This window comes from Priestia sp. P5 (assembly GCF_029522155.1).
Taxonomy (GTDB): Bacteria; Bacillota; Bacilli; order Bacillales; family Bacillaceae_H; genus Priestia; species Priestia megaterium_E.
This window is the reverse complement of the sequence record NZ_JAKWFJ010000001.1, coordinates 649,781-671,678: the sequence shown is the minus strand read 5'-3', so window position 1 is coordinate 671,678 and position 21,898 is coordinate 649,781. Positions and strand designations below refer to the sequence as shown.

Genomic DNA, 21,898 nt, shown 5'->3' with positions numbered 1-21,898 from the left:
TATTTTCTTTGGTTTTTCAGTCCAAATTAAGCGTTTTATCATGAAAAGAATGGAAGTTTCATACCCTTTTTCTTGCCTTTTGACATATTTGTCATTTGTTTCATCATTTTTTTCATGTCTTCAAATTGTTTAAGCAAACGGTTGACTTCTTGTACAGAACGTCCACTTCCTTTTGCAATACGTTTTCTTCGACTTGCATTAATGATTTCAGGGTTTGTTTTTTCCGCTTTCGTCATAGAACGAATGATTGCTTCTACATGATTAATTTGCTTTTCATCAACCTGCAGGTTTTTGAGCCCCTTTACTTTATTGGCGCCCGGAAGCATACCAATTAGCTCATCAAGCGGTCCCATTTGACGCACCTGAGCAAGTTGATCTAAAAAGTCATCAAATGTAAATGACTGCGTGCGCAGCTTAGCTTCAAGCTCTTTTGCTTTTTCAGCATCTACATTTGCCTGAGCCTTTTCGATAAGCGTCAGCACATCACCCATACCTAAGATACGGGAAGCCATACGCTCTGGATGGAATGCTTCAATAGCATCCATTTTTTCTCCAAGACCGACAAACTTAATTGGTGTATCGGTTACTGCACGAATAGAAAGCGCTGCACCACCGCGCGTATCGCCGTCTAGTTTCGTTAATACAACTCCAGTTAATCCTAATTGCTTATTAAAGCTATCCGCAACGTTTACTGCATCTTGACCCGTCATCGCATCGACAACAAGGAAAATTTCGTCTGGGTTAGAAAGCTCTTTGATCTGTTCTAACTCCTCCATTAGATTTTCATCAACATGCAAACGTCCCGCTGTATCAATTAATACATAATCGTGATGCTCTTCTTTCGCATGAGCAATAGCTTGTTTCGCAATCTCCACAGGACTTACTTGATCACCTAATGAAAAAACAGACATGCTAAGCTGTTTTCCTAGTGTTTCAAGCTGTTTAATAGCTGCCGGACGATAAATATCTGCTGCTACAAGCAATGGATTACGGTTATATTTTTTACGTAATAAATTGGCAAGTTTACCGGTTGTTGTTGTTTTACCTGCACCTTGAAGTCCAACCATCATAATTACAGTTGGAGCTTTTGGAGCTACTGCAATCTTGCTTTGCTCTCCGCCCATAAGTGTAGTTAATTCTTCTTGTACAACCTTAATAACTTGTTGTCCAGGCGTTAAGCTCTTAAGAACGTCTTGACCTACAGCACGTTCGCTTACGCGCTTAACAAAGTCTTTTACTACTTTAAAGTTTACATCGGCTTCTAAAAGGGCAAGTCTAACTTCACGCATCATTTCTTTAACATCAGCTTCGTTAACTTTTCCTTTTCCTTTTAACTTTTGCAGTGTGCTTTGCAAACGGTCGGCTAATCCTTCAAATGCCATATACGCCGCCCCCTAATCTAATTTCTCGAGCGAATCAAGAAGAGAAGAAAGCTTACTATTCTTGTATAAGTCGGCTGCAAGTTCGTCTTTCAGTTGTTGAACAATTGATTGACGCTCTTGAAACCGTTGAAATAACAATAGCTTTTCCTCATATTGTTCAAGCATTTGCTCTGTACGTTTTATATTATCATAAACTGCTTGACGACTCACATCAAATTCTTCCGCTATTTCACCGAGGGAATAATCATCCAAGTAATAAAGTGACATATAACTTCTTTGTTTGGGCGTCAACAGCGCCTGATAGAAGTCAAATAAGTAATTCATTCTTGTTGTTTTTTCGAGCATATGCACGCTCTTTTCAACCATCTGACCGCCCCCTTGTTAAGTGAAAAGCCTTTACATGTTATTAGTTTAACTAGGCGAGGTTTGAATGTCAAGTTTTTTCCTTAACACCTGACATTTTCCCATTTAAAAGAGATCGAGACATAACTAAATTATTTCAATTTAAAGACGAACAAATGGGATAAAGGAGCTCGTATGAATCACTTGTTACACCGCTGTTGATTTCCGTGCAAGACTTCGCTTTCCGCGGGCGGCCGCTGAGCCTCCTCGTCGTTTCCGCTCCTGCGGGGTCTCACCTGTTCCGCTTTTCCCGCAGGAGTCTTCGTCTTGCCCTCCAATCAACAGCTAGAAGCTTCTGCATACATGAAACCTACATTCACCATCACCATGAAAAAATCCGAACGAGTTTGATTCATCGTTCGGATCTTCCTTCAACTAAACTACTTTTGTGGCAGCCTCTTTTGAGATTATGCCTCTTTTTCTGTTTCTTCTTCTACAGCATTGGCAAATAACCCATAGATATATTGTTCCGTGTCAAACGGCTGAAGGTCGTCTACTTTTTCTCCAAGTCCAACGAATTTAACAGGAAGCTTCAGTTCGTTTCGAATGGCAAGAACAATTCCGCCTTTAGCCGTACCATCTAGTTTTGTTAACACAATTCCCGTCACGTTCGTTGCTTCTGAGAATGTTTTAGCCTGACTTAAAGCATTTTGCCCCGTCGTCGCATCAAGTACAAGAAGTACCTCATGAGGAGCACCAGGAATTTCTCGCTCAATAACACGCTTTACTTTCTCTAATTCTTTCATTAAATTCACTTTGTTTTGAAGGCGCCCTGCTGTATCACATAATAAAACATCTGCTTTTCGAGCCTTAGCTGACTGAACAGCGTCATACATGACAGCTGCAGGGTCAGAGCCTGCAGATTGCTTAATAACATCAACACCAACGCGTTCTCCCCATACTTCTAACTGCTCAATCGCACCGGCACGGAACGTATCTCCTGCTGCCATTACGACTTTTTTGCCTTCTTGTTTGAATTTATGAGCAATTTTCCCAATTGTTGTTGTTTTTCCAACGCCGTTTACCCCTACAAACAAAATCACCGTTAAATCATTTTGCTGCATATTCAGTTCACCAATCTGCTCTTCACCAGATTCATAAATATCAATTAATTTCTCAGAGATGACAGCCTGTACATCTTGAGGGTCCTTAATATTACGGCGTTTCACTTCCGCTTTTAAGTCATCAATTAAATCTAACACGGTAGCCACACCGACATCAGCACTAATTAAAATTTCTTCTAATTCCTCAAAAAACTCTTCGTCTACTTGACGATAGCGAGACACTAGATCATTCACGCGTTCTGAAAAAGAATTGCGCGTTTTTGATAGTCCATCTTTAAATTTTTGTGTAACAGAATCGGTTTGCATTGTAATTTTTTCTTTTAGTTTCTTAAAAAAACTCATTCGTACCACCCTTTCATTCTATGAGTTAAACATATTGCTTTGATTCCTCTAAACGAACAGAGACTAATTTCGATACGCCAGATTCTTGCATTGTCACACCGTACAGTACATCAGCTTCTTCCATTGTACCTTTTCGGTGAGTAATAACAATGAACTGTGTTTGATTACTAAATTTGCGTAAATACGTAGCGAAGCGATGAACGTTTGCTTCATCAAGCGCCGCTTCCACCTCATCTAGCACACAAAACGGTACCGGACGTACTTTCAAAATAGAAAACAGGAGGGCAATGGCTGTTAACGAACGCTCGCCGCCTGACAGCAACCCTAGATTCTGCAGTTTTTTCCCAGGAGGCTGGGCAACAATTTCTACACCTGTATTTAATAAATCTTTCGGATCTGTTAATTTCAAATCCGCTTTTCCTCCTCCGAATAGGGAAGAGAACACTGTACCAAATTCATTGCGGATACGAGTGAACGTATCAGAAAAACGTTTCTTCATTTCCTCGTCCATTTCTTCAATCACTTGATACAGGGTATTTTTCGCTTCGTCAAGGTCCGCTCGCTGCGTATTTAAAAATTCATAGCGCTCTGAAACGCGTTCGTATTGTTCAATAGAACCTAAGTTTACGGTTCCTAATTCATCAATTGCCAGCTTAATGAGCTTGATTTTTTTCCTCGCTTCTTGAATATCTAATGTTAAAGGATATTTTTCTTTTGCTGCTTCAAAGCTAATTTCGTACTCTTCTGTCAGCTGCTGCAGACGGCTGTCTAGCTCTACGTCAATTCGATTGATTTTGACTTCTTCATCTTTTAAAGCATCCGTAATTTGTTTGTACTGACGCTGCAGCTCTTTTACAACTCTCTCTTCGTCTTCAAGTTTATTCTGGGCTTTCAACCGCTCTGATCTGCAGTCATCCATTAATTGTAACGTTTCTGTCTTTTCTTTTATTCGCTCATGCGCCGCTTCTTCGAGCTGAAGTTCACCCGAGTCATTGCTCGTGATTTCACTCGTTAAAAGAGAAAGATCATCTGTAGCTTCAGACAAACGCTGAATGGTTTGATCAAGCTCAAAGCACACTCTTTCATATTTTTCTTGCTGATTTGTGAGGAACTGTTCTTTTTTCGCAAGAAGCACTTTTACTTCTGTAAGCTCATGTTGAACCGTTTCTTTAGACGTTTGCTGTGTATGCTTGCGTGCAGCTAACTCTTCAATGTTTTTCTCTAATACATTTGCCTGCTGCTGATTTCCCTGCAAACTCGTATGCAGCTCATCAATTCGAGCGGACAAGCTTGTTTGATCTTGTCTAAAGCTAGCAATATCATGATCGTACATGGTTAAGCGGTCATTCACTGCTTTTTCTTCGATGTCAATCTGCTTTACTTCTCGGTCAGATTCCTGCTCTTTGTCTTTCAAGCGTTCCACAAATGCCTGCTGTTTATTAATTTCCTGTTGAAGCTCTTCAATCTGTGACTTTTTATCTTTCACATCTTGCTCGAGCACAATCGTCTTTTGTTCCATCTCTTCTATTTTTGCCGTAATGACTTCCACTTCACGCTGACGGCCTAACAAAGAGTTGGACTTTTGCTTCATGGAACCGCCTGTCATCGAACCACCGGGGTTGACGACATCTCCTTTAACGGTCACAAAACGATAGCGATGCTGCACAAGACGGGCAAGTTCATTTGCACCTTTTAAATCATTGACAACAATAACGGTTCCAAGCAAATTTTTAATAACTCGGTCGTAGGTAGCTTCGTATTTAACAAGAGATGAAGCGATCCCTACATACGCTTCATGACTCTCTAGCATAGAAATAGTTTGAGCCGGAACATAACGGTCTTTTACAGCCGTCAGTGGTAAAAATGTAGCTCTCCCGTAACCGTTTTGTTTCAAAAAGCCAATTGCCTGACGTGCACTTTGTTCGTCTTGAACGACAATATGCTGAGCTGCTCCTCCAAGCGCAATTTCAAGCGCTGTTTCATACTCTTTTGGAACATTGATTAGCTCAGCAATGGCGCCTTTGATACCTGCAAGCTTCTCATCACGCGCTTTTAATACTTCTTTTACACCGTGAAAATAACCTTCATAGTCTTCTTGCATCTCTTCAAGCATTTCTTTTCGTGATTTTGTCTGCTGCACGTACTGATAAGCTTGATAAAGCGTAGACTCTTGTTTACGATAGGCTTGCCTTAATGACTCAAGCTTCTCTCCTTGCTGCTTATACACTTGTACAGCCTGCTGAAGCTCTTGACGAAACTGAGCAAGTCTTTTGATCGCCGCTTCTTTTCGCTGCGCTAATTCACGGCGCTGTTCTACGTATTGCTCGTTGGATTTTGTTAAACGCTGCTCTTTTTCAAACGTTTGCATTTTTTGCTGCTCTAAAAATGAAATTTCATTTCGAGCGGATGTTTGAGCGTTCGCTAATTCAAAATACTCGCTTTTCATCTGTTCAAGCTTTTCTTCTAGATTCTCGCTGTACTGCCTGAACAGCTGTTCCTGCTCAGTAAGCTTCAGGCGTATCTCTTGTACTTCTTTTTGAGATTGCTCAAGATCTTTTCCTTCGCTGTCTTTTGCTTTATTTAGCTCTTGATGTTTATGAGTATACTCTTTTACTAAACGTTCCAGCTGCTCTTTATTTTGAAAGGCATTTTTCTTACGCTCTTTTAATACTTCTTTTTTGCCTTCTAGCTTTTCTACTTCTTCACTTACATATAGTAGTTTTTTATGTAAAGAGTCTAGTTGTTCATCTATTTGCTGAATGTGCAAACGAAGGGTCTGGATTTCTCCTTCACGCGTGCGAATATTCGTCGCGAGAGATTCTTCGAGCTGCTCGTGCTGAGCCATTTCAGCTTTTAATTTTTCCCATTTCTGATGAAGATCTTCAACTTCAAATACCGTAACAGCCACATCAATGTGCTCTAATTCTTCTTTTTTCTGCAAATAATCTTTGGCAATGGACGATTGAATCTGTAAAGGCTCTAACTGACCTTCAATTTCATGAAGAATATCTACCACTCGATTTAAATTTTCTTGTGTTTCGAGAAGCCGAAGCTCCGCTTTTCGTTTACGCGTTTTGTATTTTAATACACCTGCTGCTTCTTCAAAAATTTTACGGCGCTCGTCAGATTTACTGCTTAGTACTTCTTCTACTTTTCCTTGACTGATAATCGAAAAAGCTTCTCTTCCAAGTCCTGAATCCATAAATAAATCGACAATATCTTTCAAGCGGCACGACTGGTTGTTAATAAAAAATTCACTGTCTCCTGAGCGGTACACGCGCCTTGTAATACTAACTTCATGATAGTCAAGCGGGAGAAACTGGTCATCATTTTCTAACGTAAGCGTTACGTCAGCAACATTTACCGCACGGCGCGATTCGCTTCCTGCAAAAATAATGTCCTCCATTTTCCCTCCACGAAGCGATTTGGCTGACTGTTCTCCAAGCACCCAGCGTATGGCATCCGTAATGTTGCTTTTTCCGCTTCCATTCGGTCCTACTACCGCCGTTACACCTGGCACAAAATCTATCGATACTTTTTCTGCAAACGATTTGAACCCTGCAATATCTAATCGTTTGAGGAACATAGAAATCCCCCCTCACACATGTAATCTTTTCATAGCAAATCCCCCTTTATAACGAATACGTTAAGAGGGGGATCATTTTATTTCGTTTGACTTGCTCTAATTTTCGTAATAGCTACTTGAGCTGCTTTTTGCTCTGCTTCTTTTTTCGAACGCCCTACACCAACGCCGAGCTCTTCACCATTTAACGATACGCGAGATAAGAATTCGCGATTATGCGCTGGACCTTTTTCTTGCAAAACTTTGTATTCTAATTGTCCAACTCCATCACGTTGAATCACTTCTTGAAGCTGGCTTTTGAAATCCATCACATGAGAAAAAGCACCTTCATTAATTTTTGGAAAGACAACTTTTTTTAGAATCGTTACTACCGTATCAAGCCCTTGGTCTAAATAAAGAGCTCCGATAAATGCTTCAAATACATCGGCCAGTAAAGCCGGTCTAGATCGGCCGCCTGTCATCTCTTCACCTTTTCCAAGTAACACTAGTTTACCAAAATCCATTTCATTTGCAAAAGTAACAAGCGACGGTTCGCACACAACTGCTGCACGAAGCTTCGTTAACTCACCTTCACTCATCGTTGGATATTTTTTAAATAAAAATTGCGATACGGTTAGTTCTAATACGGCATCTCCTAAAAACTCAAGACGCTCGTTGTCTTCATACGGTCTTCTGCGATGCTCATTCACATAGGATGAATGTGTAAATGCTTGAAAAAGAAGCGCTTCATTTGTAAACTGAATACCAATTTCCTTTTGAAACTCTGCAAAATTTTGCTTGAATTTCACGTTTATCTTTCGATCTCGATTTGAATATTGTTTAGGCATAAAATACCTCCGCTTACCTGCTTCAATTGTTTCGTAGTTTTTTCCCTAACATCTCTCATTATAAAACGAGGTATCCTAAAAGATACACTACCTTTTCAAAAAAAAGAGGTCTTTTTTTGAAATTCTTAAAAAGAAGAGAAAGCCCCGCTGTTTAACGGGGCTTTTCATACATATACTACAGATTAAATTTGGCTCTGTATGTAATTAACTGCATCTCCTACAGTTGAAATTTTTTCAGCTTCTTCGTCAGAAATTTCGATATCGAATTCCTCTTCAAGCTCCATTACAAATTCAACTACGTCTAGAGAGTCAGCACCTAAGTCTTCTTTGAAACTAGATTCTAGTTTCACTTCACTTTTGTCTACACCAAGACGATCAACAATGATTGTTGTTACGCGTTCTAGTACCTCTGCCATTGTTCTTCACCTCCCCTCAAGTCATTATAGATGATTTCCATCTAAAATACTATGGTTGAATAATAAAGTTTATCGGTCGCCTAGTAAACGTCCCTTTGTACTTTATCACCAAATTACACTTTTCGTAAAGTGCCTTTTTTACATCACCATTCCGCCGTCAACGTGAATCGTTTGACCCGTAATATAACGGCTTGCATCTGATGCTAAAAACGCAACTGCGTTCGCAACATCCTCAGGCTGGCCGAAGCTTGCAAGAGGAATTTGCTTTAACATTTCCGCCTGCACTTCTTCATTCAATTTATCCGTCATGTCTGTTGCAATGAAACCAGGAGCAACTGCATTCACTGTAATATTGCGGCTTGCTAATTCTTTGGCAGTTGTTTTTGTTAAACCAATCACGCCTGATTTTGCTGCTACATAATTTGCTTGTCCAGCATTACCGCTGACGCCGACAATTGATGAAATATTAATGATGCGTCCTGCGCGCTGCTTCATCATTTGACGAGTAACCGCTTTTGTACACAAAAATACGCCTTTTAAGTTTGTATTAATAACATCATCCCATTCGTCTTCTTTCATACGCATAAGAAGATTATCACGTGTGATGCCCGCGTTGTTTACTAAAATATCTACTGAACCAAATGTAGAAATCGCTTCTTTTATCATTGCTTGTACAGAATCACTTTCTGCCACATTTGCTTGTACAGCAATTGCATCCGTTCCTAATCCTTTAATTTCATCCACAACTTCAAGAGCTTTCGCTTCGCTTCCAGAATAGTTTACAACTACTTTAGCACCAAGCTTTCCCAGCTCAATTGCAACGGCACGACCAATTCCGCGAGAAGCGCCTGTTACAACCGCAACTTTCCCTTGTAACATGTTATTCTCCCCCTTTTAGTGCGTCAATCGTTGATTTTAATGATGTAAGATCATTAACAGCATACACAGTCGCACGGCGATTTACTTTTTTCACAAGACCTGATAATACTTTTCCTGGTCCAATTTCAACAAATGTATCTACACCTTCTGCAAGAAGTGTCTCAACTGTTTCTTCCCATCTCACCGGAGAATACAGTTGTTCCACTAGCTTGTTTTGAATATCTTGACTGTCAGTAACCGGCTTTGCTGTTACGTTTGCTATGACTGGAACTTTCGCATCGCTAAAGCCCACTGTTTCTAGCGTATCACGTAGTTTTTCAGCAGCTGGCTTCATTAAACTAGAGTGGAACGGACCGCTTACCACTAGAGGAATCACGCGTTTTGCACCTTTTTCTTTGGCAAGAGCTCCAGCTTTTTCTACACCATTTACCGTACCTGAAATAACAATTTGACCCGGACAGTTAATATTTGCAAGCTGAACAGCATCGCCTTCGCTTGTAATTTGAGCGGTAACAGCTTCTAGATCTTCCGCTGACATGCCAAGCACTGCTGCCATTGTACCTTGACCTGCTGGTACAGCTTCGTCCATATAGCGGCCTCTTTTGTGAACAGCAACAACGGCATCTTTAAACGATAAAACCTCAGCAGCCACAAGCGCACTGTACTCTCCTAGACTGTGACCCGCAACAAAATCGGGTGTAATTCCGCTCGTTTTAAATGCTTCAAGCAGCATTGTACTCGTTGTTAAAAGAGCAGGTTGAGCGTGATAAGTTAAAGTCAATTCTTCTTGAGGCCCTTCAAAAATAATGTTTGAAAGACTGAACCCTAAAGCTTCGTCAGCTGTATGAATCAGCTTTTTCGCTTCCTCTGTTCCATCATATAAATCTTTTCCCATACCAACAGTTTGTGACCCTTGGCCTGGAAAGATAAAAGCAATTTTCCCCATTTCTTATCTCTCCTTTTCTTCATTAGCAGTTTGTTCGATTGCTTTTTGAATAGTGGAAGACACATTGTTTTCCACCATATTCACAGCTTGCTTAATCGCGCTAAATACTGCATTCGCATCCGACGAACCGTGCGCTTTGATAACAGGCGCATGCAATCCAAACAGCCCTGCGCCTCCATATTCACTGTAATCCATTTTCGCTTTTAACCCCTGCAGCTGAGGCTTCAGCACCGCTGCAGCTAACTTGCTTTTTAACGTGCTCATTAATTCTTGTTTAATCATAGAAAACAAGGAAAGCGCCGTTCCTTCAATGCTCTTAAGAGTCATATTCCCTGTAAAACCATCTGTTACAACCACATCCGCTACGCCGTTTAGCAAATCACGGGATTCCACGTTGCCTACAAAATTAAGATCAGCATTTTTTAGTAGCTGAAAGGCTTGCTTTGTTAGATCATTTCCTTTTTTATCCTCAGTTCCAATGTTCAGCAGTCCCACTCTAGGAGCTTGAATGCCGCGTACTTTTTCGGCATACACAGACCCCATCACAGCGTACTGGAGCAAATGTTCAGGCTTGGCATCAACGTTTGCTCCAACGTCTAGCATTAAAAAGCCTTTTCCATCTAGTGTCGGAAGCGTCGGAGCAAGTGCTGGACGTTCAATGCCTTTGATGCGACCTACAATAAAAAGTCCCGCTGTCATTAACGCACCTGTGTTTCCTGCTGAAATACAAGCATCCGCACGACCTTCGGCTACTTCATTTGCCATTAATACCATAGATGCTTGTTTTTTACGGCGCACAGCTCGCACTGGCTCATCAGTTGCATCAATGGTTTCTTCTGTATGAATAATCGAAATACGGTCTGAATTTATTAAATACTTTTTTATTTCTGATTCGTTTCCAATTAACGTAATATGTAATTCTTTAAATTGAGCAGTAGCTTTTTCTACACCTTTAATAATGGCTTTCGGTGCATGATCTCCGCCCATTGCATCAATAGCTAGTTTCATGTTGCGTCTCATCCTTTTTATTATTTATCCTTTGTAGAACGATACATTTTAAAAGTGCCAGAGAACACTTGCTCTTGCCCTACATAGCTGTTTACCTCAACGGTGGTTCGCACTTCACTAGTTGACAAAACTTTCGCTTTTGCTATCACTCGTTCATGAAGCTTAACAGGGCGGTGATAACGGATCGACGCATCTGCTGTGAGCGCTAGTTCGTTGTTAATAACAGCGACAGCTAACGAATTAGCCTGCGCAAAAAGGTGGTGACCACGAGCAATTTGATTACGCTGAAACACATGCTCTGTTTTCACATCAAAAATAGATATCGCTGATTGATCTAGTTCAATGTCGATAACTTCTCCAATTACTTCTTCAATCGGAAGCGAACGCACTTCCTCGTCTAGTTGTTTTGAAGCTACATGCTTAATACGTTCTCGCAGTTCAGGAATCGACAACTCTAGGCGGTCTAATCGAATTGTTTGAACGCTCACTGAAAAACGGTCTGCTAGTTCTTCATCCGTAATAAATGGGTTTTCTTCAATTGTCGTTTTTAATAGCTGCTGTCTTTCTTTTTTACTGCGCTTCATTGTCCACCATCCGAACTTTTAATACTAGGTACTAATAGCAGTATATAATCATTGCCTTCTAATTGCAACATTTTTCACATGCTGTATTCTTTGCATCGCACTATGGATATCCATAACTATTAACAGTCGCTAAAAACATCTACATACATGAAACCTGCGTTCACCCTACCAATGAAAAAATCCGAACGAGTTGGATTCTCCATCAAGAATCTCGATTCATCGTTCGGATTTCCCTTCAACTAAACTACTTTCAGCTTCTTTTACTAATCAAATTTTTCTCCAGTTAATACGCCCGTTGCTTCTAATTGTATTCTCAGCAGTGCAAACTGATCTTCTGTCCAAAAGCTGTCGGAATTTACAAGCTTAGCAGCATCTTCTCGAGCTACTTCAAGCGCACGGTAATCGTGCACCATATCGGCTACTTTAAACTCAGGCATCCCGCTTTGTTTTCTACCAAAGAAATCACCAGGCCCACGAAGCTCTAAGTCTCTTTCTGATAATACAAATCCATCGTTTGTTTCCGTCATAATGGTCATTCGTTCTTTTCCAACTTCTGATTTCGGATCTGCGAGCAGAATACAATACGACTGTGCATCTCCGCGTCCTACGCGTCCTCTTAGCTGATGAAGCTGAGATAACCCAAAGCGCTCTGCATCATAAATGACCATTATGGTTGCATTCGGAACGTTCACTCCTACTTCTACAACCGTTGTTGATACTAAAATCTGCACGTCATTTACGCTAAACTGTTTCATCACTTCTTCTTTTTCATCAGGTGACAATCTTCCGTGCATGAGACCAACGCTTGCTTTTCCATTAAAATAGTGAGTGAGTGTTGCATGCACATCAATTGCATTTTGAACATCCAGCTTGTCCGATTCTTCAATCAACGGACAAATAACGTACGCTTGTCTGCCGTCATGTATTTCTTTTTCAACGAAATGTAAAATACGTTCAAGCATATCATGTTTTACCCAATATGTTTCAATTGCCTTACGTCCTGCTGGCATTTCATCGATAATGGACACATCCATTTCTCCAAACACCGTAATAGCAAGGGTTCGTGGAATAGGAGTCGCCGTCATAAACAGTACATCCGGACTTTCTCCTTTTTCACGTAAAACCCGGCGCTGTCCAACTCCAAAGCGGTGCTGTTCATCCGTAATGACGAGCCCTAAACTATTATATATAACTTCGTCTTGAATTAAGGCATGTGTACCTACTAATACATGAACATCTCCGTCTTTCACTCGCTGAAGCAGCTCTCTTCTTGCTTTTCCTTTAACAGACCCTGTTAGCAAGCCTACGCTGATTCCTACCTTTTCAAGCATCGCAGTCAATGACTCAGCATGCTGTTCAGCTAAAATTTCAGTCGGTACCATTAAAGCACCTTGATGCCCTGCTAAAACAGTGGCGTATAAAGCAACCGCTGCTACGACTGTTTTACCGGACCCTACATCACCTTGCAGCAAGCGATTCATGCGATAAGGCGATTTCATATCGTGCGTAATTTCGTTTACTACACGTTTTTGAGCGTTTGTTAGCGGAAACGGCAGCAAGTTCGTGAAGTTTACCAGCTCAGTTGAATCAAATGCTTGCTTCATTCCAGGCGTTTCTTCTCTTTCGCGCTTTCTAAGCGCCTGCATTTTTAATTGAAAAAGTAGAAATTCTTCATAAACAAATCGACGTCTTGCTTGTTTTAAATCTTCATGATCACGAGGTAAGTGAATACTTCTAACCGCTTCTTCACGCGTTACTAGTTTGTATCTAGAACGAATAGAGGCCGGGAGCATATCCTGAATGCTGCTGCCATAATTCTTCAACGCAAGAGAGACGAACTTCCGCATTCCTTTGACCGTTAAGCTGCCTTTAACTGAGTAAACAGGCTCAATCGTTTGATTTTTAACAAACGGAGAAAATTGAAGCTCCTGCAAGTTAATCGTTTGCCGATGCTGATCCCATTTCCCCGTAACCGTAACAGTTTGATCGATTTCTAACTTTGATTTATAGTAAGGGCGATTAAAACAAGTAACCGTAATTAAATAGCGGTTTACTAGCAGCCGAAACGTAAGGCGCGAACGTTTTTTTCCGTAATACGTAAGCGAGGGGACGCTGTGAACCTTTCCTTCTACGGTGACCTTTTCGTCGTGCTTTGCTTCAGCCAAATCTTTTAGCTCATAATCTTCATAGCGGTATGGGAAATGTTCTAACAAGTCATGCACACTGTGAATATGCATATCCTCTAATGCTTGTGCTGTTTCATCTCCAATACCTTTAATGGTTTTAATTGAAATAGTTGTTAGTTCATTCACTTTTATTTAATGCAATACCAAAGATCTTCGCTTCAAGCTCGCGACCTGTTGGTGTTGCCGCTAAGCCTCCTTGTGCAGTTTCTCGTAATGCAACCGGCATTGTTTGACCAATTTTATACATAGCATCAATGACTTCATCACATGGAATACGACTTGTAATGCCTGCTAAGGCCATATCTGCTGCAATCATTGCATTCGCCGCTCCCATTGCGTTTCGTTTCACACATGGAACTTCTACTAGCCCCGCTACTGGGTCACATACTAATCCTAGCATATTTTTGAGAGTAATTGCCATTGCTTCAGCTGCCTGACTCGGTGTACCTCCTGCCATTTCAACAATCGCTGCAGCTGCCATACCTGAAGCTGAACCAACTTCTGCTTGACATCCGCCTGCTGCTCCTGAAATAGACGCATTATTGGCTACAACAAATCCAAAAGCACCTGATGTAAATAAAAATTCAATCATTTCTTTACGAGTTGGGTTTAGCTTATGTTGCACTGCAAACAGCGTTCCTGGTACTACCCCCGCAGATCCAGCAGTAGGCGTTGCACAGATTGTCCCCATTGCCGCATTTACTTCGTTTGTCGCTACAGCTTTGCTGACTGCATCTAAAATTAAATTTCCAGATAAAGATTTTCCACTTTGAATATAGTTTTGAAGCAGCACTGCATCTCCGCCTGTTAAACCTGTAACAGACTGTACCCCTTTTAAACCGCGTTCAACCGCTTCTTCCATAACCGTTAAGTTCCGGTCCATTTTTTCCATGATTTCTTCACGAGTAACTCCCGTGATATCTATTTCCTGTTGAATCATAATCTCTGCAATTTTCACATTTTGACTTTCTGCTAATTCTACTAGTTCTGCTACGTTTCGAAACATAGTAACCTCCGCTATTATTCTGTCTTATTTTCACTTTAGAATCATCTATAACCACTCGGCTCGAGTTATTCTCTCAAGCCGTTCCTATTCGCTCTATCCTACTCAACCATTCTTGTTACTTGAATAATGTGAGGCAATGTTTTTAACTCTTCAATTACATCATCTTCAATATTTGTATCCATTTCAATTGCCATGAGCGCTACTTCTCCGCGCTCTTTGCGAGATACTTCCATATGTCCGATATTAATTGAATGTTTCATCAAAATATTTGTAACGGTCGCAATGGCACCAAATCGATCATTATGCACAACGAGAATAGCTGGATTCATGCCTGATAAATTTAATTCAAATCCGTTCAGCTCCGTAATTTGAATTTTTCCTCCGCCAATTGAAATTCCAACAACTTCAATTTCCTTTAATCCGTCGCTCATTTTAATGCGAGCAGTATTAGGATGATCTGTGATTGCCGCTTCCTCAACAAATGTGACGTCAATTCCTTCTTTTTTAGCTAAGTCCAAAGATTGCGGAATACGCTGATCGAATGTATCAAAATCTAGAATACCGCCAATCAACGCTACGTCTGTTCCATGCCCTTTATATGTTTGAGCAAAAGAACCGTACAGTGAAACCACAACTTTTGTGGGCTGCTTGCCAAAAAGCGTCCGTGCAACGCGTCCAATACGCGCTGCACCAGCTGTATGTGAGCTAGATGGTCCAATCATTACCGGACCAATAATATCAAAGACAGATTTATATTTCATAAGGATTTTCCCCCTGCTATTTAGACATTGTTATTACTTATATGTTACTTGAGCTTTTGACTTTTTGGAAGCTTTGTTTCACGCTCTTAAAAAATTTAAAAATTCTCATTTTTATTAGGGACTCACGCACAAAAAAAGCGGTGTATTTATCCATAAAAATAAGATAAGCACACCGCTTTTTTTGCTATATTATGCAGGAAAAGATGAATTACTTAAGCTGCTTCTTGCTCGGAAGCTACATCGTCTACTGTTTTAATTTTAAAGTTTTTAAAAACAACTGAACCTATAAACCCAGCTAATGCTCCCGCTAGTGCGCAAAGCACTGCACAAATTGTGACCTTCATAGGGTCATTAAACCCAAACATCACTGCAAGCCCTGCGATTGGCGTTGCCGTGCCTGCAGCATCATTTACCAATCCGAACAGAGCCACAACCACACCGGCTAGTGCACCTCCAACAAAGTTTGTAATGTAGATAGGAATCGGATTTGCTGAAATAATATTCGCTTGTGTTAAAGGTTCAACTGCAACTGAAATGGTTGTACGACGATCCCCAATTTTTAATCGATCAAACAGCACATAGTTCATGAAAGAAGAACCAAACACAGCAAGAGCTCCAATCGCCATAGGCAATCCCGTTAACCCTAGCATAGCCGTTAAAGCCATTGAGCTAAGCGGAGCCGTTGCTACTACTGTAATAACTCCCCCTAAAATAATTCCCATCAAAATAGGGCTAGCACTTGTTGTATCTTTGATAATTCCTCCAATATTTAAAAGCGTCGCATCTACAATAGGTGAGAATGCATTACCAATTAATCTTGTTAAAGGTGCCGCAATTAAAATATTCCCTAATAAGTCGAGACCAGCAGGTGCCTTTTTCTCAATAAATTTCACTACAAATGCCATGAGGTATCCCGCAAAAAATCCAGGGAGCAAGCCTAGCCCTGAACATACCACCCCCATCATAAGAGCATATACAGGAGATACTCCTAAAGCCAAAGCAACTAGTGCTGCCGCCGCAACTCCTCCCATTCCTCCTGCAGCCTTTCCTACTTCACCTAGGAATGAAATACCTAGTAAATCTCCTCCTACATATGACTGAAAGGCCTCTACGAGAAACGCAGCTACCGCTCCGCTTGCCAGAGCCCCCATTGCTTTCATGCCATAAGGTGCCTTGTTGCTAAACAACCAAAATAAAAATAAAACTAACAATAATAAACCTGTTCCTTTTAAAATATCCACTGTTGTCTCTCCTCTCATGCTGTTTTCTTTCACATTTGACTTAATCAGTTTTCAAAATTACCATACAAACGGGTTCTTTTCAACTAATATACCTAATATAACGAACGATTACAACACGAAAAAATAAAATAGTTCGTATTTAACCCGAAAAAACACAAAAAAGAAGCGCCCCTCGGGAGGGATGCTTCTTTTTTTATTATTCAATTGCAAAAATGTAAGAATATAAAGGTTGATCTCCTTTATGAAGCTCTACCTCAACGTCTTCAAACGTTTCTTCTACAAACGATGTTAGCGCTTCAGCTTCATCGTCTGAGACATCCTCTCCTTGAAGAATCGTAAGGATTTCCGCTTCGTCATCAATCATATAAGTCAAAAGCTTTTTCGCTGCTTCTAATTTCTCTGAATCTTTTACAACGATTTTCTTTTCGGCAATACCCATAAAATCGCCTTTAGCTAATTCAAGACCATCAATATTTGTATCGCGAACTGCATACGTTACTTGTCCTGTTTTCACGTGCTGTAGAGCTTCTGTCATTCCTTCCTCATTTTCTTTTAAGCTTTGCTGAGGATTAAATGATAGCAGCGCTGTCATTCCTTGAGGAACCGTTTTAGACGGGACCACCGAAACGTGACTGCCGGCAACAGCAGCCGCTTGGTTAGCAGCCATCACAATATTTCCGTTATTAGGTAAAATCAGTACCTGTTCAGCATTTGTTTCTTCAATCGCTTTGACAATATCCTCCGTACTTGGATTCATTGTTTGTCCGCCTTCAATGACAACCGTTGCCCCAAGGCTCTTGAACAATTCAGCAATTCCTTTTCCCATTGACACAGTAACAATGCCAAACGGCTGTTTTTCAGCCTTTTTCACTGCGGGCTTTTCTTCATCTGAAACAATGCTGCTATGCTGTTCTCTCATGTTTTCAATCTTCATTTTAATTAAACTTCCATATTGCTGCCCGTAGTTTAACACTTCTCCAGGATGCTCGGCGTGAATATGAACTTTCACGATTTCATCATCAGATACTACAAGCAATGAGTCGCCCCATTTACTTAAGTCTTGACGAAACGTTTCTTCAGAAAATGTTTTAGCTGCAGGCTTATCCTCTTCCAGCCTTACCATAAATTCTGTACAATAGCCAAATTCAATATCTTCTGTATTCATATGGCTTTGCGCATGCTTATGATGCTCAGCATTTACGAGTTCATTCATCGAAGGAGCTGACATGGGTACACCCGGAAGTTTTTCACCTTTTAATTCAGCTAAAAACCCTTCATAAATTAAAACAAGCCCTTGACCTCCGCTATCCACTACGCCTACTTCTTTTAACACGGGTAAAAGATCTGGCGTGCGATTTAACGAAGCATTAGCTTCCTTAAGTACTTCTTCCATGAACAGAATCATATCAGATTGCTTTTTAGCAGCAGCAGCTGCTTTTTTAGCAGTATCCTTAGCTACTGTTAAAATGGTTCCTTCGATTGGTTTCATAACAGCTTTATAAGCAGTTTCTACACCAAGCTCAAGAGCTTCAGCAAACTCAACTGTTGTAATCGCTGACTTTTGCTCAACCGATTTCGCAAAACCGCGGAATAATTGAGATAAAATAACTCCTGAATTACCGCGCGCGCCCATCAATAAGCCCTTAGACAGAGCTTGACTCACTTGGCCGATGTGATCAGATAGTTTATTTTTTACTTCTTTAGCACCAGACGTAATTGATAAGTTCATATTTGTTCCAGTATCACCATCTGGCACAGGAAAAACGTTCAGTGCATCTACATAGTCTGCATTGTTAGATAGATGCTGGGCTCCTTGAAGCACCATTTCTCTAAACCGCTTTCCGTCCAACGTTGTCATTGACACGAATCTTCCTCCTTAATTAAACGTTCGTTACACGAACACCCTGCACATAAATATTTACTGAATCAACCGTTAAACCAACCGTTTGTTCCAGCGTGTATTTTACTTTTGTTTGCACATTATGAGCAATTTCAGAAATTTTTGTTCCATAGCTTACGATAATGTACATGTCGATATGTACGTCATCCTCTTCTTGTCTTACTACAATACCTCGTGTAAAGTTTTCTTTGCGAAGAATTTCTGTAAGACCATCTTTAAGCTGATTTTTTGAAGCCATTCCGACAATCCCGTAACAATCAACAGCTGCTCCTCCAGCAATTGTTGCAATTACATCTGTAGAGATATCAATTTGACCATACTTCGTTTTCATTTCGATGGACATACTCGTTCCCCTTTCTACTTTCATAGGTTATAAATATTCTACTATAATCAATCTCGTTTTAAAAGAGGCGTCCAGCTTGTCCCTTTTAAAGATGACAGTATTAGGTATCAACTTGTCTTAAAATAAGTAATAGCCCAAGTTATACCTATTTCTACTCTCTATATTATTGAACATAGATTCATTTTATATGTCAAGGAAAATTTCTTGAAAGCTTTTCTCCAGAACTATTGCATTCTCTGTAAGGCTGTGATAAATTAATATAGTATTTCTCAAAACAGAATTGAGTAGTTTTTTTGGTGTTAGGAGGGAAAATCATGGCACGCAAATGTGTAGTAACTGGTAGAAAAGCTCGTTCAGGTAACGCACGTTCTCACGCAATGAACGCTACTAAGCGTAAATGGGGTGCTAACGTTCAAAAAGTACGTATCTTAGTGAACGGTAAACCAAAACGTGTGTACGTTTCAGCTAGAGCCCTTAAGTCTGGTAAAGTTCAACGCGTTTAATCTTTATAATGAAAAAGCACCATATTTTATGGTGCTTCTTTTATTATTCCGGCATTGTTAATCTTTTTTGAACGAATTAAGCATGACCTTTACGATCCCACCTAAAAACTTTGGAAGTTTGATTGTATAGAATTTCATACTGTCCCTCCTAACCGTCTCCACACTTTATCTCCTTTTAAAGAAAGCCCTATGTTCTGCTCTCATTTTCCATACTTCATCACAAGCAACGTTTATCATTGCTTCTTACCATCATTAATATGCCTTTTGTAAATGAAAAAGTACCTCTTTGTTGAATAAGTTCATTGCTAATACATAAAGTTGAGCCGAGTTCTACTTCATGCTTATTGAGCGGATATTTGAAACCTTCTAGCGTAAGCTCTTTTACACTGCCTGCAAAAGGAACGAATGAAATATAGTGAAACTCCTTTAAACGATCTACATGATAAGTGCCTGCTTCAAACAATTGAATGATATTTTGATTGTCAATCATTTGTACATTCGCTTTCTTTTTTAACCCTTTGTACAGGAGCTGAATGCTTCCAAACATGTGGTCAAGCCTTCCACCTGTTGCTCCAAAGATAGAAATACTGTCCGGTTTTTGCTCTATTGCCCACTCAAAAGCAAGTTCCAAATCCGTTGCATCTTTTTCCGCAGGATACAGTTCAACATCTTGTAATGCTTCTCTCACTAGCTTAAGCTGCGCATTTGTAATGGAATCAAAATCTCCGAATGCTTTCACGGGCAAAATGTCTTGTTGAAGAAGAAGGAATACGCCCCGGTCTACTCCTACCCACTTTACATCATTGGATTGGTGCAAAGGCGGCATATGTTCATCCGGTCCCCCTGCTAGAATATGAATTTTCATTATGTATATGCTCCTTTTCTATTAAAAAATGAACGAAATAAATATGTTTTCTTTATCCTAAAAGAAAAAGCTGCTGTGTACAAGTTCTACTCGTTGTACACAGCAGCTTTTATTACTTACGCTTGAACAGTTGTGCGAATTTGACTAATTGCGCCAGCTCGATCTTCTTGATTATAAATAGCTGAGCCAGCCACTAAGACATTTGCCCCTGCTTCCACACATTTTCTTGCTGTTTCTTCATTAATTCCTCCATCGACCTCTACTTCAATAGAAAGCTGACGAATTTCAATAAGCTGAGAAATTTGCTCAATTTTCGGCAGTACACTTGGAATGAAGTTCTGTCCTCCAAAGCCTGGGTTCACCGTCATTAATAAAATAAGATCGATATCTTCTAAGATATGCTTAACCACGTCAATTGGCGTTGCAGGATTTAAAGCAACGCCTGCTTTCATACCGTGCTCTTTAATTAATTGAATGGTGCGGTGCAAATGAGTACATGCTTCAGCATGTACCGTTAAAATATCGGCACCTGCCTTTGCAAACATTGGAACATATTGATCTGGATTTTCAATCATCAAATGCACATCTAATGGCAGTGCTGTGACAGGGCGTACAGCCTCAACGATAAGCGGTCCAATTGTAATATTAGGAACAAAATGGCCATCCATAACGTCTATATGGATATAGTCTGCGCCACCTGCTTCAACTTCACGAATTTCTTCAGCAAGCTTTGAAAAATTGGCAGATAAAATGGAAGGTGCGATTTTTGTCATTTTTAATACCTCGGCTTTCTTTGCTTAATTTCTTCAATAAAGTGCAAGTAATGTTCGTAGCGATAACTCGGAATTTCTTTTTGTTCGTATGCTTCTTTCACCGCACATTTTGGTTCTTTCACATGCAAACAACCTCGAAATTTACACTGTTCACTCAAACGCGACATTTCAGGGAAACAATCAGTTAATTCTTCTACTTCTAACGTTAAAAATTCCAGTGAGCTAAAGCCTGGCGTATCGGCTACTAAACCCTCGCCAAAGGAAATAAGTTCAACATGACGTGTTGTATGCTTTCCTCTTCCAAGTGACATTGAGATATCATTTGTTTTTAACTCAAGCTCTGGTTTAAGTGTATTTAACAGTGAAGATTTACCTACACCTGATTGTCCAGCAATAACCGTTACGCGATCTTCAAATAACGGCTGAATTTGTTCCATGCCTTTTTCTGTTACTGTCGACGTTAAAATGACCTCATATCCTATTTTACGATATTCTTCGGCATATTGCTCGATTTCTTGCTTTTGCTGCTGTGATAAAAGATCTACTTTTGAAATACAAATAATAGGTTCAATATGATTAGACTCCACTAACACTAGAAATCGGTCAAGAAGCATTGTACTAAAATCAGGTTCAATCGCTGAAAAAACAAGCAGCGCCTGATCAACATTTGAAATAGGGGGACGAACTAATTCATTTTTACGTTCTTTAATTTCAAGTATATATCCTTCAAGCTTATTTTCCGCCTGAAATACTACATTGTCACCGACTAAAGGCGTTACCTTCTTTTTACGAAACACACCTCGTCCTCGACATTGCGTTACTTGTCCGTCATGAAGAACATAATAAAATCCGCTAAGGGATTTAATAATTCTTCCTTCTGGCATAAC

At 40.2% G+C, this 21,898-nt stretch carries 22 protein-coding genes; 1 reads left to right on the top strand and 21 read right to left on the bottom strand.

Annotated elements, in window-relative coordinates:
* Positions 1-38 precede the first annotated feature (38 nt).
* The 17 genes from ffh to MMB69_RS03375 form a co-directional block, all read right to left on the bottom strand.
* Positions 39-1,382, bottom strand: a complete 1,344-nt coding sequence (gene ffh, locus MMB69_RS03455) for a signal recognition particle protein (protein WP_264408544.1) — start codon at positions 1,380-1,382, stop codon at positions 39-41.
* Between the two features lie 12 nt (positions 1,383-1,394).
* Positions 1,395-1,727 carry a putative DNA-binding protein gene (locus tag MMB69_RS03450; RefSeq protein ID WP_221784741.1) on the bottom strand — a complete coding sequence of 111 codons (333 nt, stop codon included), beginning with the start codon at positions 1,725-1,727 and terminating at the stop codon, positions 1,395-1,397.
* Positions 1,728-1,931: 204 nt separating this feature from the next.
* On the bottom strand, positions 1,932-2,066 hold the full coding sequence (locus MMB69_RS03445; protein ID WP_260506719.1) for a hypothetical protein: 135 nt from the start codon (positions 2,064-2,066) through the stop codon (positions 1,932-1,934).
* A 125-nt stretch (positions 2,067-2,191) separates the two neighbouring features.
* Positions 2,192-3,190 carry a signal recognition particle-docking protein FtsY gene (ftsY, locus tag MMB69_RS03440; RefSeq protein WP_277447167.1) on the bottom strand — a complete coding sequence of 333 codons (999 nt, stop codon included), beginning with the start codon at positions 3,188-3,190 and terminating at the stop codon, positions 2,192-2,194.
* Between the two features lie 25 nt (positions 3,191-3,215).
* Positions 3,216-6,776 (bottom strand): chromosome segregation protein SMC, encoded by a 3,561-nt coding sequence (gene smc, locus MMB69_RS03435; protein ID WP_277447166.1) that lies wholly within the window; start codon positions 6,774-6,776, stop codon positions 3,216-3,218.
* A 77-nt stretch (positions 6,777-6,853) separates the two neighbouring features.
* Positions 6,854-7,600 (bottom strand): ribonuclease III, encoded by a 747-nt coding sequence (gene rnc, locus MMB69_RS03430; RefSeq protein ID WP_014458413.1) that lies wholly within the window; start codon positions 7,598-7,600, stop codon positions 6,854-6,856.
* Positions 7,601-7,782: 182 nt separating this feature from the next.
* Positions 7,783-8,016 (bottom strand): acyl carrier protein, encoded by a 234-nt coding sequence (gene acpP / locus MMB69_RS03425; protein WP_013058905.1) that lies wholly within the window; start codon positions 8,014-8,016, stop codon positions 7,783-7,785.
* Between the two features lie 138 nt (positions 8,017-8,154).
* Entirely contained in the window at positions 8,155-8,895 is a 741-nt protein-coding gene (gene fabG, locus MMB69_RS03420) for a 3-oxoacyl-[acyl-carrier-protein] reductase (protein WP_013058906.1), read from the bottom strand.
* Position 8,896: 1 nt separating this feature from the next.
* Positions 8,897-9,841: an ACP S-malonyltransferase gene (gene fabD, locus MMB69_RS03415; RefSeq protein ID WP_013058907.1), complete on the bottom strand. Its 945-nt coding sequence runs from the start codon at positions 9,839-9,841 to the stop codon at positions 8,897-8,899.
* A gap of 3 nt (positions 9,842-9,844) precedes the next feature.
* Entirely contained in the window at positions 9,845-10,849 is a 1,005-nt protein-coding gene (gene plsX, locus MMB69_RS03410; protein ID WP_277447164.1) for a phosphate acyltransferase PlsX, read from the bottom strand.
* 20 nt (positions 10,850-10,869) lie between these two features.
* A complete protein-coding gene (fapR, locus tag MMB69_RS03405) occupies positions 10,870-11,433 on the bottom strand; it encodes a transcription factor FapR (RefSeq protein ID WP_013058909.1) in 564 nt (187 codons plus the stop codon).
* Between the two features lie 263 nt (positions 11,434-11,696).
* Complete coding sequence (recG, locus tag MMB69_RS03400; RefSeq protein ID WP_277447162.1) at positions 11,697-13,745, bottom strand: ATP-dependent DNA helicase RecG; 2,049 nt, start codon at positions 13,743-13,745, stop codon at positions 11,697-11,699.
* Positions 13,738-14,625, bottom strand: coding sequence for an L-serine ammonia-lyase, iron-sulfur-dependent, subunit alpha (gene sdaAA, locus MMB69_RS03395; protein WP_013084817.1), 888 nt, complete (start codon positions 14,623-14,625; stop codon positions 13,738-13,740). Before sdaAA ends, recG begins: the two co-directional genes overlap by 8 nt.
* Before the next feature lie 98 nt (positions 14,626-14,723).
* Positions 14,724-15,386, bottom strand: coding sequence for an L-serine ammonia-lyase, iron-sulfur-dependent subunit beta (gene sdaAB, locus MMB69_RS03390; RefSeq protein WP_014458409.1), 663 nt, complete (start codon positions 15,384-15,386; stop codon positions 14,724-14,726).
* A gap of 212 nt (positions 15,387-15,598) precedes the next feature.
* Positions 15,599-16,627, bottom strand: coding sequence for a PTS sugar transporter subunit IIC (locus tag MMB69_RS03385; protein WP_016765419.1), 1,029 nt, complete (start codon positions 16,625-16,627; stop codon positions 15,599-15,601).
* A gap of 196 nt (positions 16,628-16,823) precedes the next feature.
* Positions 16,824-18,491 carry a DAK2 domain-containing protein gene (locus MMB69_RS03380; protein WP_014458407.1) on the bottom strand — a complete coding sequence of 556 codons (1,668 nt, stop codon included), beginning with the start codon at positions 18,489-18,491 and terminating at the stop codon, positions 16,824-16,826.
* A gap of 16 nt (positions 18,492-18,507) precedes the next feature.
* On the bottom strand, positions 18,508-18,870 hold the full coding sequence (locus MMB69_RS03375; RefSeq protein ID WP_013058913.1) for an Asp23/Gls24 family envelope stress response protein: 363 nt from the start codon (positions 18,868-18,870) through the stop codon (positions 18,508-18,510).
* A gap of 314 nt (positions 18,871-19,184) precedes the next feature.
* On the opposite strand from MMB69_RS03375, the gene rpmB reads away from it, so the two are divergent.
* Entirely contained in the window at positions 19,185-19,373 is a 189-nt protein-coding gene (rpmB, locus tag MMB69_RS03370) for a 50S ribosomal protein L28 (RefSeq protein ID WP_013058914.1), read from the top strand.
* A gap of 57 nt (positions 19,374-19,430) precedes the next feature.
* Here rpmB and spoVM read toward each other — a convergent pair whose 3' ends face one another.
* The 4 genes from spoVM to rsgA all read right to left on the bottom strand — a co-directional run bounded on the left by spoVM (position 19,431) and on the right by rsgA (position 21,895).
* Positions 19,431-19,511, bottom strand: coding sequence for a stage V sporulation protein SpoVM (gene spoVM / locus MMB69_RS03365; RefSeq protein WP_016765421.1), 81 nt, complete (start codon positions 19,509-19,511; stop codon positions 19,431-19,433).
* A gap of 79 nt (positions 19,512-19,590) precedes the next feature.
* Positions 19,591-20,238 (bottom strand): thiamine diphosphokinase, encoded by a 648-nt coding sequence (locus MMB69_RS03360; protein ID WP_277447158.1) that lies wholly within the window; start codon positions 20,236-20,238, stop codon positions 19,591-19,593.
* 116 nt (positions 20,239-20,354) lie between these two features.
* Positions 20,355-21,011, bottom strand: a complete 657-nt coding sequence (gene rpe / locus MMB69_RS03355; protein ID WP_014458404.1) for a ribulose-phosphate 3-epimerase — start codon at positions 21,009-21,011, stop codon at positions 20,355-20,357.
* A 2-nt stretch (positions 21,012-21,013) separates the two neighbouring features.
* A complete protein-coding gene (rsgA, locus tag MMB69_RS03350; RefSeq protein WP_014458403.1) occupies positions 21,014-21,895 on the bottom strand; it encodes a ribosome small subunit-dependent GTPase A in 882 nt (293 codons plus the stop codon).
* Between the last annotated feature and the right edge of the window lie 3 nt (positions 21,896-21,898).

Bases quoted from the DNA above. Each gene is read 5' to 3' on its own strand.
- ffh (WP_264408544.1), bottom strand. From the start codon at position 1,382: ATGGCATTTGAAGGATTAGCCGACCGTTTGCAAAGCACACTGCAAAAG.
- MMB69_RS03450 (WP_221784741.1), bottom strand. From the start codon at position 1,727: ATGCTCGAAAAAACAACAAGAATGAATTACTTATTTGACTTCTATCAG.
- ftsY (WP_277447167.1), bottom strand. From the start codon at position 3,190: ATGAGTTTTTTTAAGAAACTAAAAGAAAAAATTACAATGCAAACCGAT.
- smc (WP_277447166.1), bottom strand. From the start codon at position 6,776: ATGTTCCTCAAACGATTAGATATTGCAGGGTTCAAATCGTTTGCAGAA.
- rnc (WP_014458413.1), bottom strand. From the start codon at position 7,600: ATGCCTAAACAATATTCAAATCGAGATCGAAAGATAAACGTGAAATTC.
- acpP (WP_013058905.1), bottom strand. From the start codon at position 8,016: ATGGCAGAGGTACTAGAACGCGTAACAACAATCATTGTTGATCGTCTT.
- fabG (WP_013058906.1), bottom strand. From the start codon at position 8,895: ATGTTACAAGGGAAAGTTGCGGTTGTAACAGGCGCTTCTCGCGGAATT.
- fabD (WP_013058907.1), bottom strand. From the start codon at position 9,841: ATGGGGAAAATTGCTTTTATCTTTCCAGGCCAAGGGTCACAAACTGTT.
- plsX (WP_277447164.1), bottom strand. From the start codon at position 10,849: ATGAAACTAGCTATTGATGCAATGGGCGGAGATCATGCACCGAAAGCC.
- fapR (WP_013058909.1), bottom strand. From the start codon at position 11,433: ATGAAGCGCAGTAAAAAAGAAAGACAGCAGCTATTAAAAACGACAATT.
- sdaAA (WP_013084817.1), bottom strand. From the start codon at position 14,625: ATGTTTCGAAACGTAGCAGAACTAGTAGAATTAGCAGAAAGTCAAAAT.
- sdaAB (WP_014458409.1), bottom strand. From the start codon at position 15,386: ATGAAATATAAATCTGTCTTTGATATTATTGGTCCGGTAATGATTGGA.
- MMB69_RS03375 (WP_013058913.1), bottom strand. From the start codon at position 18,870: ATGTCCATCGAAATGAAAACGAAGTATGGTCAAATTGATATCTCTACA.
- rpmB (WP_013058914.1), top strand. From the start codon at position 19,185: ATGGCACGCAAATGTGTAGTAACTGGTAGAAAAGCTCGTTCAGGTAAC.
- spoVM (WP_016765421.1), bottom strand. From the start codon at position 19,511: ATGAAATTCTATACAATCAAACTTCCAAAGTTTTTAGGTGGGATCGTA.
- MMB69_RS03360 (WP_277447158.1), bottom strand. From the start codon at position 20,238: ATGAAAATTCATATTCTAGCAGGGGGACCGGATGAACATATGCCGCCT.
- rpe (WP_014458404.1), bottom strand. From the start codon at position 21,011: ATGACAAAAATCGCACCTTCCATTTTATCTGCCAATTTTTCAAAGCTT.
- rsgA (WP_014458403.1), bottom strand. From the start codon at position 21,895: ATGCCAGAAGGAAGAATTATTAAATCCCTTAGCGGATTTTATTATGTT.